Source organism: Guptibacillus hwajinpoensis (assembly GCF_020171785.1).
Lineage (GTDB): Bacteria > Bacillota > Bacilli > Bacillales > Guptibacillaceae > Guptibacillus > Guptibacillus sedimenti.
This window is the reverse complement of record NZ_JAIVAE010000006.1, coordinates 296,501-309,174: the sequence shown is the minus strand read 5'-3', so window position 1 is coordinate 309,174 and position 12,674 is coordinate 296,501. Positions and strand designations below refer to the sequence as shown.

General features: G+C 39.8%; 14 protein-coding genes and 1 riboswitch. Of the genes, 3 read left to right on the top strand and 11 right to left on the bottom strand.

What is annotated here, in order from left to right; all coding sequences use genetic code 11:
• Positions 1-79 precede the first annotated feature (79 nt).
• Positions 80-255, bottom strand: a riboswitch (cobalamin riboswitch).
• A gap of 221 nt (positions 256-476) precedes the next feature.
• Positions 477-599: a hypothetical protein gene (locus tag LCL91_RS22030; RefSeq protein WP_255639996.1), complete on the top strand. Its 123-nt coding sequence runs from the start codon at positions 477-479 to the stop codon at positions 597-599.
• Positions 600-604: 5 nt separating this feature from the next.
• Here the strand turns inward: LCL91_RS22030 and LCL91_RS10720 are convergent, their stop codons facing one another.
• The 4 genes from LCL91_RS10720 to LCL91_RS10705 all read right to left on the bottom strand — a co-directional run bounded on the left by LCL91_RS10720 (position 605) and on the right by LCL91_RS10705 (position 4,441).
• Positions 605-1,930: a sensor histidine kinase gene (locus LCL91_RS10720; RefSeq protein ID WP_224882276.1), complete on the bottom strand. Its 1,326-nt coding sequence runs from the start codon at positions 1,928-1,930 to the stop codon at positions 605-607.
• A complete protein-coding gene (locus LCL91_RS10715; RefSeq protein ID WP_224882275.1) occupies positions 1,917-2,597 on the bottom strand; it encodes a response regulator transcription factor in 681 nt (226 codons plus the stop codon). The genes LCL91_RS10720 and LCL91_RS10715 overlap by 14 nt, the downstream gene beginning before the upstream one ends.
• Positions 2,598-2,727: 130 nt before the next feature.
• Positions 2,728-3,252 carry a hypothetical protein gene (locus LCL91_RS10710; protein ID WP_224882272.1) on the bottom strand — a complete coding sequence of 175 codons (525 nt, stop codon included), beginning with the start codon at positions 3,250-3,252 and terminating at the stop codon, positions 2,728-2,730.
• Between the two features lie 103 nt (positions 3,253-3,355).
• Positions 3,356-4,441 (bottom strand): mechanosensitive ion channel family protein, encoded by a 1,086-nt coding sequence (locus LCL91_RS10705; protein ID WP_224882270.1) that lies wholly within the window; start codon positions 4,439-4,441, stop codon positions 3,356-3,358.
• 111 nt (positions 4,442-4,552) lie between these two features.
• Between LCL91_RS10705 and LCL91_RS10700 the strand changes: the two genes are divergently transcribed.
• Positions 4,553-5,419: a DUF4349 domain-containing protein gene (locus LCL91_RS10700; RefSeq protein WP_224882268.1), complete on the top strand. Its 867-nt coding sequence runs from the start codon at positions 4,553-4,555 to the stop codon at positions 5,417-5,419.
• 11 nt (positions 5,420-5,430) lie between these two features.
• On the opposite strand, the gene LCL91_RS10695 is transcribed toward LCL91_RS10700, so the two are convergent.
• The 5 genes from LCL91_RS10695 to LCL91_RS10675 are packed head-to-tail and all read right to left on the bottom strand — an operon-like array spanning position 5,431 to position 9,151.
• Complete coding sequence (locus LCL91_RS10695; protein WP_369522950.1) at positions 5,431-6,372, bottom strand: ABC transporter permease; 942 nt, start codon at positions 6,370-6,372, stop codon at positions 5,431-5,433.
• 1 nt (position 6,373) lies between these two features.
• Positions 6,374-7,300, bottom strand: a complete 927-nt coding sequence (locus LCL91_RS10690) for an ABC transporter ATP-binding protein (protein WP_224882266.1) — start codon at positions 7,298-7,300, stop codon at positions 6,374-6,376.
• 1 nt (position 7,301) lies between these two features.
• Positions 7,302-8,000, bottom strand: coding sequence for an ATP-binding cassette domain-containing protein (locus tag LCL91_RS10685; protein ID WP_224882265.1), 699 nt, complete (start codon positions 7,998-8,000; stop codon positions 7,302-7,304).
• On the bottom strand, positions 7,997-8,377 hold the full coding sequence (locus LCL91_RS10680; protein WP_160917789.1) for a GntR family transcriptional regulator: 381 nt from the start codon (positions 8,375-8,377) through the stop codon (positions 7,997-7,999). The genes LCL91_RS10685 and LCL91_RS10680 overlap by 4 nt, the downstream gene beginning before the upstream one ends.
• A 3-nt stretch (positions 8,378-8,380) precedes the next feature.
• Complete coding sequence (locus LCL91_RS10675; RefSeq protein WP_224882264.1) at positions 8,381-9,151, bottom strand: hypothetical protein; 771 nt, start codon at positions 9,149-9,151, stop codon at positions 8,381-8,383.
• A gap of 188 nt (positions 9,152-9,339) precedes the next feature.
• Here LCL91_RS10675 and LCL91_RS10670 point away from each other — a divergent pair, with 188 nt between their 5' ends.
• On the top strand, positions 9,340-10,314 hold the full coding sequence (locus tag LCL91_RS10670) for a class F sortase (RefSeq protein WP_224882263.1): 975 nt from the start codon (positions 9,340-9,342) through the stop codon (positions 10,312-10,314).
• A gap of 51 nt (positions 10,315-10,365) precedes the next feature.
• Here the strand turns inward: LCL91_RS10670 and LCL91_RS10665 are convergent, their stop codons facing one another.
• Entirely contained in the window at positions 10,366-11,775 is a 1,410-nt protein-coding gene (locus tag LCL91_RS10665; protein WP_224882262.1) for an alanine/glycine:cation symporter family protein, read from the bottom strand.
• Between the two features lie 205 nt (positions 11,776-11,980).
• Positions 11,981-12,619, bottom strand: coding sequence for an SDR family oxidoreductase (locus LCL91_RS10660; RefSeq protein WP_165997837.1), 639 nt, complete (start codon positions 12,617-12,619; stop codon positions 11,981-11,983).
• Between the last annotated feature and the right edge of the window lie 55 nt (positions 12,620-12,674).

The following is a 12,674-nucleotide window of genomic DNA, read 5'->3' as shown; positions in this document are numbered from 1 at the left end:
TGGAGAAAACGACAAGTTAGACGTGCACAAATGTACACATTTCCGATGCCATCTCTCACCCTCAATCCCCGAAGAATAGAAACGTTTTGAGTACACGGCAGGTCTACTGGCTTGTGCTTCGTCCTTGGCAAACCTTCCCAGATTATTCTCCAGTGGTTTCTTGCCTCGTCCACACGACAGTTGCGGGGACAGCTCCGGATTCAGACCGGATTCCCTTTTAAGTCGTTCTACGACACCGCATACTCAACTATTTAATTATTTAAGATTTACCCTATATATAGTATAAAAAACATTATCTAACTACTAAATATTGATAACACCATCTTACATGACCCATCGTTTTTGCACAAGCTCTATTGTTACATTGACGAGAATTTATTTCAACTTTAAAGACAAACACCTATCACAATCACTTCGTTTAAGCATATATTGTTAACACCTAAAAAAGTTTCCCAAAGGAAAGAAAGGTGAGTGTGATGAAAAAAACGACATGCTTTAAGAAGCTTGCTGGCTACACACAGCTCTGTCAGAAATTCGGTCTTCTAAGCGAAGAAGAAAGCAAAGAAATTCTACAAAAATTATATGAACACAAAACGTAATACCTTCATCCTGGTGGCAAAGGAAGCGTGATGATAACCCTTCCTCCCTTTTTAAGATTTTCTGCGTAAATTTCACCATGATGCTTTTCTACAATTGTTTTCGTAATCGCTAATCCGATTCCAGAGCCAGATTGATCTCCTGTATAAAACCGTTCAAAAACACGATCGGGATTCTCTCCAAATCCAGTACCATCATCTTGAATTTCGATCGCAACCTGATTTTCCTCTTTCCGCATACGAACTTCGATGAAAGAAGAGGCGAATCGTAGGGCATTTCCAATAATATTCAAGAAAGCTTGCTTCATTTTATCTGCGTCTACTTCTACATACACCGCACAACCACCATTATATTTTAGCTTTAACTTGTTCTGGTAAGCTAATGGTTTTACTGCCGTCACCGCTTCTTTCATAATAAGTTGCATGTCAACTACTTTGTAGGTGAAAGCCTCTTCTACTGTTTCTAGTCTTGTTAAATAAGAAATATCTTGCACGATTTTCTTAAGTCGCTGCGTTTCATTTACGATGACTTCAAGACTATGCCCCACCTCTTCTCCGACAATCACGTCGTCTAGAATTCCTTCCGCATTCCCTTGGATTGCCATTAAAGGGGTTTTGAGTTCATGAGAGGCATTTTGAAGAAATTCTTTTTGGTCGAAATCATTCTTTCGTAGCTGATCCGTTAGTTCTTCGAAGGTTTCCGCTAATTCATTAATTTCATCTTTTGACTTAAGTTTTAGTGGAGGCTGTGGCTTTCGCATACTAAATCGTCTCATGTGGTTTGCCAGGAGACGAATCGGTCCTGTTATGCCTCTTTGCATCCAGGCAGCAAGGAGTACCGCAACCGCCGCAGAAACAAAGAGGCTGACCGCCTGGGCTTGTTCGATGATTCGATTAAAGCCTTCTAAACTCTCTACCTTTGTAAAAAGGACAAGACGGCCAATTTGCTCACGTGAGGCATTGATTGGCACTTCCACTGTAACAAATCGCTCCCCTTTACTTTCTTCATACTCCGATTGAACGTCATCATCGACATTTGAATAAATCGCCCTGTCATTCTGGTTATAAATAATGAATTGAGAAGAAATTAAATTACCCGCCATTTCAATTCTTCTACGATCCAGTAAACTATTCGGCGGCTGATTTCCTTTCCAATTTCGATCTTCAAGCATATGACTAATTTGAACTCCTTCTTTTTGAAGTTGATCCCTCGCTTCACGAACAAGGTATTCTTGAAAAAGATAGCGAAATGAGACCGTTGTAATGAGAAGGATAACCACAATTAAAATCACGTAGCTTAGAAATAATTTCGTGCCGATTTTAAGCTTCTTCATCGATTTTATAACCATACCCCCAGACGGTCACGATTTGATAATCCGCATGTTCCATTTTTTTACGTAGCCGCTTGACTAGATCATCAATCAACCTTCCATCACCTGCATAGTGATATCCCCAAATGGTTTCAATTAGTTTTTCTCTTGTGAATGGTTGCCCGGGATTCTGAATAAGAAATGCAAGTACATCATATTCTTTTGGTGTTAAGGCTAATTCTTGATCATCGATTTTTACTTGTCGTTTTTTCTTATTCAATTGGACATTTTTCAAATGAATGTGATAGGAAGATTGCCCCTGTTCTACTCGATCGATCCGTTTAAATATATTTTTAATCCGTACAACCAATTCACGTGGACTAAATGGTTTTGTTAAATAATCATCCGCTCCCAGTTCGAGCCCCAGGATACGATCAAGTTCTTCATCCCTTGCAGAAACGACGATAACTGGTATAAAAGACTGCTTCCTTAACCGTCGAAGCAGTTCAAGTCCATCGACATTAGGCATCATAATATCCAATACGAATAAATCGGGTTCACTCGTTTTAAGAGCACTTAACACTTCAGCTCCATCCTGAAAGGTTGACACCGTAAATCCTTCTTTCTTTAAATACTTTTCTAAAATATCACGTATGTTTTGTTCATCATCGATAACAAAAACGTGTGGCATTTCTTCACTCCGTTCTTTCGTCCTCCATACTTTCTTCCTATTTTATCCTACGCTTCTCACACAGTAAATTCATCTATATAGTAGCAACGTAAATAAAAGAGATAGGGAAGCTCCCTATCTCTCATGATGACTAGCTAAGCTTTTCAATTAGCTGATCAAGCACCTTATTTTTTTGTTTAACCAGTTCGGAAGCCTGTTCTCTGTTTGCTTTCATTTCTTCATGGGCCTCTTCACGTGCAGCTTTCTCTTCTTCCGTTAACTCCGGACGTTCTCCACTATCTTTCCACTCTTGCATCTTCGCTTCTTTTTCTTCATGGGCAGCTGTGAATTTCTCTTTTAGAGCATCCAACTGAGTATTTAGATCGGCAAGCTCTTTTTGAAGCTCGTCAACGCCGTCAACGCTTGCATCTTGATCAAGTAATAGATCAATTAACTGATCTTTCTTTTCAGCCGTTTCCATTCGCAGTTCGCGCTCTTCAGAGTGACCCTTAAAGTGACCTCTTTTTCCATGATGACCATCATGTCCCGCCATTTCCTCCTGCCCCACTACTGCCTCATCTATTTCAGTTGATTCGCCATCTGCTGCATAAACATTAGCTCCAGCAATTCCTCCCGCAAGCATAACCGATGCAACTCCTATCATCCATTTGTTCAATTTCATCAATCTCCCTTCGAAGGTATGTTCTTACACTACCTATTATGGACAGCAACCTACGAAGAAATTTGTAAGAATGATGTGAAAACGATGTGAGTTTCCGCTATCGCTTTGTTAATTGCTGAATCACTTTTTCATCTAAGCTACGCACATGTAAATCTCGCTGTGGAAATGGAATTTCAACATTGTTTTCTGTGAGAATCCGATTGATGCGGAAATTCAAACTGCTTTTTGTTTCTACTGCTGCTTTTGGGGACGAGATCCAAATAAACAGTTGAAAATCTAGCGATGAATCACCAAAACCAAGAAAATTCACAAAAGGCGGTGGTGTTTCAAGAACATACATCGAATGTTCCTTTTCTTCTTCTGCTACTTGTAAAAGAAGTGATCGAACAAGCTCGACATCCGATCCGTATGCAACACCAATTGGTAAGACAAGCCGCAACCGAGAATCGCCATAGGAATGATTGACAACTTGTTCTTCAATGAAGTAGGAATTCGGCATGATAATTCGTTCATTATCTAACGTGCGAATAATGGTTGCACGCATATTAATTTTCTCAATGTCACCAATAATGTCGTTAATAATGACACGATCGCCTACTTTAATTGGCCGTTCAAATAAAATGATTAAACCAGAGATAAAGTTATTTGCGATATTTTGCATGCCAAAACCAATTCCTACGCCTAGAACACCTGCAAATACGGTTAATGCACTAAGATCAATCCCTACTGTCGTTAAACTAATAACGACTGCTACGACCATTAACGTATAGTGAAAAATCCGATTAAATGTAAATTGCAGTCCTGTATCCAAACTGTAACGATCATAAACAGGGGGCATCAGGAAGGATGTTGCGATTTTCGAGATTCGGTTTGCAAGCGTAATAATAAATAGGGCAATTAAAATAAGAAAGAGAGAAATTTCTACCTTTCCAATAGCAACCAAGGGACTAAACATCCAGCTGTTATCAGAGTAATAAAGTAATACAAATAACAGAATGGCGTACCCTGTAGTCCAATTGATAAATGATAAGAAGGCTGGACGGATTCCATTTGGATACTCCTCTTCTGTTTCCCTTTTTGTCAGCCATAATTTAATGAGAAATCGAATTAGAAAAAGACCTAGTATAACAGAAACGGTTATCACCAAATCGATAATATTCGCATTTTCAAAGATTGAAAGCACAAAAGGCAACTCCTTTTTGAGTCAGTTACTTTTTATCATATCATGGAAACGGTAACCTAAGCAGTTCTCATCCCGTCTAATTCACAAATAACTGAAGCGGAGGCAATCGCTATGAAAAGATGGCTTTTTGTAATCCTTACTTCTATTTTAATGCTAGCTGGTTGCAGTTCAAATGAAGAAAACAGCTCCAGTGATCAGGCTACTGAACATTTCACTGAACAAAACCGTGATAGTGGTGGAGCAAAAGAAAACAGGTCGTCTGAGGAAGAGAAACAAGAAATGCCTCCATTGCTAAAAGAACGCAAAGTGATTTTTAACGCTAACCTTTTCTTAACTGTGGAAGATTTAACACAAACAATTGATCTAATTAAGAAATCGACCAAACGATTTGAAGGTTATGTTGTGGAAGAAAGCACTTTTTCAGAGGAAAACGCCTATATTGGCTCAATGACCATTCGTATTCCTCAATCTCAATTTGACGCTTATCTACGCAAGGTAGAAACTCTCACAAAAGGAGAACCGCAAAAATCCATTACTAGTAAGGATGTAACAGAAAATTACGTCGATCTATCTTCTCGATTAAAGGCAAAGGAAGCCGTTCAACAGAAACTTGAATCATTTCTAAACGAAGCAACAAAAACAGGCGACCTGTTAGCCATATCAAATGAACTTTCTCGTGTACAGGAAGAGGTCGAACAGTTGAAAGGGCAAATCAATTATCTCGATAATCAAAGCGATTATTCTACTATAACAATCTCGCTTGAACAAACGAAACGACCGGTTCCCAAAAAGGATTTCGAAACACTTTCTGAAGCCAAACATCTCTTTCTAACCACATCAAACAGACTGGTTGCGTTTTTCTCCAAAACAATCGTTCTATTAATTGGTCTTTCTCCCATTCTTTTACCTCTTCTGATCATCGGTTTATTTTTCTTATACCGTTTTCGAAAAAAGACATCGAAAAAGCCGGCCCAATGACCGGCTTTTTTCTATGCAGCTACGTCTCGCTTTGTGAACAGTAGCCATGACAATAATAAGAAAACAATAAAATAGACAAGCAAAGTCATTAAGGAAAAACCAAGCGTCATGCTTTCAATAATAGGAGATCCATCGAAATAAACACTTAAATCCGTATTTGCAAATAGGATATATTTCACCCAATCGTACTGACTTAAAATATACGTAAGCTGACTTCCTGTAAACATTAAGAAAATCGCTAGCCCTATCGCAAGGGATGAACTTCTAAAAACACTTGATAGCATGAAAGCAAACGTTACCATCATAAGCAAGTTCACACTTGCAAGCGCGTATTCAACAATATAATGAATTGCCATACTCGTTTCGGCCACATCACCACCTGAATAAGTCAGGTATGGTTGATCGACGGCATTAAAACCAAGGAATAACCCACCTATTATAAAAGAAGAAATGTATAAGATAACGAGAGAAAAAAGGGCAAACAATAGCGTTGCTATGAATTTGGAAGCTAGAATTTTCGTTCGTGAAGCTGGACGAATTAACAAGAGCTTAATCGTTCCCCACGAATATTCACTCGCAATCACGCCCGCTCCGATAATGATTGTGAAGATGGAGATTAAACTCACTACGCCAGTTGAACTATCCATAAAACTCCAAATGGAATCACTTTCTAAAGGCGGAATGTCATTCTCAAGACGATATTCATTGATCGCAATCGAACGTTCCTGACTGTCTTTAAAGGCTTTCGGCATTCCTTCTGAATTATTTAACGTTTCTTCCGCTTGCTGGATCGCATTTTCAGAATCAGTGCGCCAGTTCGTGGTCTCATCACTTGCATTCATATTTGTGAAAATGGCAGCTACAAGAACAGCGGCCACGACAAGCCCAACCATCACCCACGTTCCAACTCTTCTATAAATCTTCATGTTTTCATTTTGAATTAAATGTAGCATACTAGACAACCTGCTCACCTCCCGTTACTTCAAGGAACACATCTTCTAACGTTTTCACTGAGGATTGAATACCATAAACGCGTACACCCTTTTCCACCAGTATGGCTGTTACCTCTGGAATAAGCTCATGTTCGATTTTAATCGTCAACTTACGATCCGCCTGTTCAATATCACATTCAGGGAAATTCGCTTTAACAGCATGAACGGCGTGTTCCACTGGATCAACTTCAAATGAAACCATTACCGCTTGTTCATTTTGAACAAAGTCGTTTACCCGCTGGACATCGATCATTTTACCGGCCTGAATAATGCCAATCCGATCACACATGAGCTCAATTTCGGATAACAAATGACTTGAAACAACAACGGCGACGTTTTCTTCTCTGGCAAGGGTTCGTAAATATTGTCTAATTTCTCGAATACCAGCGGGATCAAGCCCGTTTGTTGGCTCGTCTAGAATAAGTAGCTTAGGTCGATGGAGCAGGGCCTGCGCAAGTCCAAGACGCTGTCTCATTCCAAGAGAATACCCCTTCACTTTTTCATTAATACGACCTTGCAATCCAACCAATTGAACCACTTCTTGAATCCGTTCTTTTGAAACCCCTTTGACCATTCGAGCATAATGGACAAGGTTTTGATAGCCAGTTAGAAATTTGTACATTTCAGGATTTTCAACAATCGCCCCTACTTTTACAATCGCATTTTCGTAATCTGTTTTAATACTGTTTCCATCAATGAGAACTTCGCCTTCCGTCATTCTCATTAACCCAACCATCATCCGAATCGTTGTTGTTTTTCCTGCTCCATTCGGTCCTAGAAAACCAAACACTTCCCCTGGATAGACATCAAATGAAAGCTGATCAATAATTGTTTTCTTACCAATTACTTTTGTTAAGTTTCGAATCTGAACAACTGGTTTGACAGCCATGTTACGCCTCCTCTTGGTACATCTTCTTCAACCAATCCACTATTCTCATGCGATCTCGCTCGCGAATGGTTTCAACATCTTCGAGAGCCAGTACCTTACCATTTCGAATCGCAATAACCGTTTCAAGCAAAGGTTCGATTTCTGTTACTTCATGTGTCGTAATGATCACCGTTTGTTTTTCTAAATCAATAAATGAAAGTAAACCTTTCACAATTGAATCTCGCACCATCGGATCAAGTCCTGATAATGGCTCATCCATCAAAATAACCGGCACTTCTCTTGCCAGGGTGAGCGCAATCTTTAACCTCCCCCGATTTCCTTTCGATAAATGCTTTACCTTTTGACTCGAATCTACCTCCATAAAGTCAACAATATCGTTCGCTTTTTCTACATCAAAGTCCTGAAATTGTGAAGCAAAGAAATCGATTGTCTCTTTCACTGAAAAGAATGAATAATACGCATCTAATTCAGAAAGATAAGCCACTTTATTGGCTGTTCGCCTAGAAACCGGTTCTTGGTCAATCATTACTTTCCCTTCAGAAGGTCCTACAAGACCTGCGATCATTTTCATGAACGTCGATTTCCCGCTACCGTTTGACCCTACAAGACCAATGATTTTCCCCTCTGGAATCGTAACATTCACATCTGAAAGGGCATGTTTTGTCAAATATCGCTTTGATACATTCTCAAATGTAATCATGATTGATTCTCCTTTTCGTTCGTAACGTAAGTTCGAATACCTTCAATCATATCTTCTGATGAAAAGCCCATCTGCTTCATTTCTTCAATAAAATTCTGGATGTGGTTAATCTTAAGCTGTTCTCGAAGTTCGACTAGTTTTTCTTTTTGCTCTGTTACAAACGTTCCTTGTCCGCGCTTCGTCTCCACGATTTCCATCCTCTCCAGTTCATTGTAAGTTCTCGATACTGTATTAGGATTTACTCCTGATTGAATGGCCATTTCCCTCACTGAAGGAAGCTTCTCACCAGTTTTACGTTCACCTTTAATAATTTCCCAGCTAATGCGATCCACTAGCTGAAGGTAAATCGGCTTTGAGGGATTAAATTCTTCTCCCATCCGTTACACCTCCACTTTTCGATCAAGTAACCAACAAGCAATCAAGAATATAACGACTAATGTGATGATATCGAAAACCACGTTACCAACCGGAAATGGAAAGGTTGAAACGGTTAAACCAAACTCTTGCTGACTAACTTCCATATTTAACGGTGAAGGTAGTTGCACATACCCCCACTCCACAAGCACTTCTGAAAGACGGGTTCCACTAAACCACGAACCTAACCAACTAATGAAAGCAACAAGTACGAGGACAAGGAGAAGCGCCCATTTGCCAATATAGGTTTTCAACACTTGATAAAACGTCCAATAGAAGATAAGCCAAATCCCCATGTAGATAGACCCTGTCACAATGACGGCTAAAAAGTAAAACCCGAACAACCATACGTTGTCAATTGGAAGCTCCAAAGCACTTGTCTCTATGTTGTAAGCTAGAAGTGATAAGCTACTTACAAGACCAATTGAAATTAATATCGCTAATAAACCATTCAGGAATTTAGCCCCAAGTAAGCGAGCTCCAGATTGAGGATTGTGGAGCCAGAGATGTAGGTTTCTTCCTTCTGTGTTAAGACTAATCAATAAATACAGGGGCAGAAAGAAAACATGTATCGCCGTTAAGACACCACCAATAATGGCAGTTAAATAAGGGAATTCCCACCTTTCTGATGCTAAGAAGAAACCGATCATTACCAGTAAATCAAATGTTAGGACGCCTAAAAGAAGGGTTCTTGTTACACGAAATTCTTTTCGTAACAGCCCGCTCCAATTCATCATTTCATCACTCCTCATATTGTATTGGTGTATTAGTTACATAGTACACCGATACTTTGGGAAGGTCAATCTTTTTCAGATTAATTTTTTTCTTAAAAAATGATCTAAAGTGACGTTTTTTTCGTTAGCTTTGTAAGACTATTGTCAGTAAATGTTTATATGATAGAAATTAACTAAAAGAGGTGAAGAATGTGAGGAAGATCTTGTTGCTTGTCGTTGGCGCAATTATCTGGCTCGTTCTTGCTGGTTATAACAATAATTATACTGAGCCGGCGCAAGAAGCCGTAACAAACATAACCGAAGAAAACCAATCTGAGTTAGAAGTAGAAGAAATTGAAAAACCGGATGTCTTATCGGATGAATTTTTACTTCTAGATAATCAGAAGAAAAAAATTGAGAAAGCAAAAGAATCTCAGGACGTTCAAGAAGGAATTGAACCAGTGCAACTTGCAATACCCGCCATTGATGTGAAAGCCGCTATCGAGAATGTAGGCGTTCTAGATAATGGACAAATGGGTGTACCAGAGGATATTAACAAAGTTGGCTGGTTTGAGCCCGGCTTTAAGCCAGGTACAAAAGGAAATGCTGTCCTTGCTGGGCACGTCGATAGTAAAACGGGACCAGCGATCTTTTTTTATCTCGAAAAACTTTCAAAAGGAGACGAAATTATTTTAACTGGTCAAGATGGTGCAACAATGACCTTCGTTGTAACCGGTAAAGAAAGATACCCGTATGATGATTCTCCAATTGAGAAGATTTTTGGACCAACTGATTCACGTACATTGAATCTCATTACATGTGTTGGCACATTTAATCGGTCGAAAGGGACACATGAAGAAAGACTTGTTGTGTCTACCGAATTAAAAGAAGACGATTCTGATAAAAAGGAACAAGTAAATCCTGACGAAGTACCTGATGCACCAACAAACCTTAGTGTTAGCGGCAACTTTCTTTCGTGGCACGCTGTTCGTGATGAAAATGTGGTCGGTTATCGGATTTATAAAGCCGATGCGTACGGAGTATACAAACAAATTGAGAGTGTATCAAATCTTGAACGAAAGAGCTTTACAGATCCAGATGCCTCAAGCTCTTCCTACTATGTTACGGCAGTTAATATCTTTGGAAATGAATCGGCGCCTTCTAAAAAAATCACTTCAGACGAATAAGAAAGAGCCCAGCTGAAATTTTCAGCAGGGCTCTTTTTTGGCTATCTAGAACTAACTCGCTTTCTTCATTTCAAATTCAACAAGATAACGGTTAAAGTAGTCGTCTGTTTCACTCTTAATCACTTTATAAAGCAACAATAGCGCTATTAAGTTTGGTATCATCATTAAGGCATTCGCCATATCTGCAAAGGCCCACACGGTTGTTAAGTTCGCAACTGTTCCAACAAAGCACGCTAGTATATATACGGCACCATAATAAATTGTTATTTTTGTACCAACAAGGTATTCAAAACATTTATACCCATACACGTACCAGCCGATAATGGTCGAGAAACCAAAGAAAATAACAGAGAATGTGACGATATATTCACCAACTATACCGAGACTTGACCCAAAGGCAGCAGTCGTTAAAGCACCCGCTTCCAGGTTTGGATCATGCACAACTCCTGAAAGCTCTCCTCCTGTTGGATCCCAAAATCCTGTAATGAGGAGCACGAGCGCCGTCATTGTACAAACAATAATCGTTACAATAAACGTACCCGTCATCGCAACGAGCGCTTGTTTTACAGGGTGATCCGCTTTTGCATTTCCTGCAATTAGCGCTGCTGTACCAAGGCCTGCTTCATTAGAAAAAATCCCTTTGGAAACGCCGGATTTCACTGCTTCCATTACAATTACACCAGAAAATCCTCCCACAGCCGATAGAGGAGAGAAAGCATACGTAAAGATTAACTTCATTGCTGGAATAACCGCGTCGAAGTTTAGGATGATGATGATGACAGCTCCTACAATGTAAAGTACTGCCATAATTGGAACAAAGAAACCTGCGACAGAACTAATCCGTTTCACGCCACCAAAAATAATAAGTGCTGTAAGCGCAGCAAGGATAACCCCCGTTACCCATCCATCAATGTGAAAACTTTCATCAACAACACTTGCGATCGTATTCGATTGAACGCTATTCCCAATGCCAAGTGAAGCGATAGCACCAAATAACGCAAACGAGATCGCGAGCCACTTCCATTTTGGACCGAGTCCCTTTTCAACATAATACATTGGTCCACCTGCATACTCACCATTATCATTTTTCACTCGGTATTTCATAGCAAGGAGGGCTTCACCATATTTGGTTGCCATACCGACGAGACCAACGACCCACATCCAGAAAATAGCGCCAGGTCCACCGATCGTAATGGCCGTCGCAACCCCCGCAATGTTTCCATTTCCGATCGTTGCCGCAAGGGCTGTCATCAAAGCTTTATAGTTACTAACATCACCTTCAGCACTGCTGTCCTCTTCTTTTTCTTTTGAAAATGCCAATTTAAATGCATACCCAAGTTTCCGAAACTGAAGTCCTTTTAAAATTAACGTGAGAAAGACACCTGTTCCAAATAACAAAATTAGACTTGGTGCTCCCCAAAGAACGCCGTTAATTTTCTGTAGCCATTCTAAGATGTTCATTCTCTCTACTCCTTTATGTTAACGCTTTCATGCACTGACCTATACCACATTATCATTAGTTCGCCTTCATCGCAATTTTTTCGTCGAAAAATGATGAAAAAGTCACTAATTATTTTTCTATAACTATGTATTAAATACAAGGAGTAACTTTATCCAACAGAAAAAAAGAGACTTAACGGACGTTAAGTCTCCCACAAAATAAACTCTATAGCTGACCAATCGCATCACTGATGCTGTGGTCACCGTCTAGAACCTCAAATGAACGATTAAACGTATGCTCATTCTCTAGAACTTCAGCTAGAACAGCCGCTACATCTTCGCGTGGAATTTGACCAGATTTATCTTCTAATGTTTCAGAAGCTCTAATCTTTCCTGTACCAGGGTCATTTGAAAGACGGCCCGGGCGAAGGATCGTGTACGTTAAGTTTGTAGCTTTTAAGTGCTCATCAGCACGTTTTTTCGCATATAAGTATGGCTTCATTTCATCTGGTCCTTTTTCTGGGTAATCGGACCCAACCGTGCTTAGCATTACAAAGCGCTTAATGCCCTGTTGCTTCGCTTCATCAACGGCTTTAATTGCACCTTCTTGGTCAATCATGATCGTTTTATCCGCACCAGTGTGTGGGCCAGAACCTGCAGCGAAGATCACCGCTTCACAGCCATACAACGCTTGTGAGAAATCTTTCTCAAGATCACCTAGTACGGTTTTGCCGCCAGCATCTTCAATCGCCTTGACTTGATCTGTATCGCGAATCATACCGACTGGTTCGTGACCGCGTTCAGCTAATTTCGAAATTAAATGTGTTCCTACTTGTCCATTTGCTCCAATAACGAGTACTTTCATGACAATTCGTCCTCCTTTAAAAACCTTAACACTTGTTATATTCCGCAAATTCATC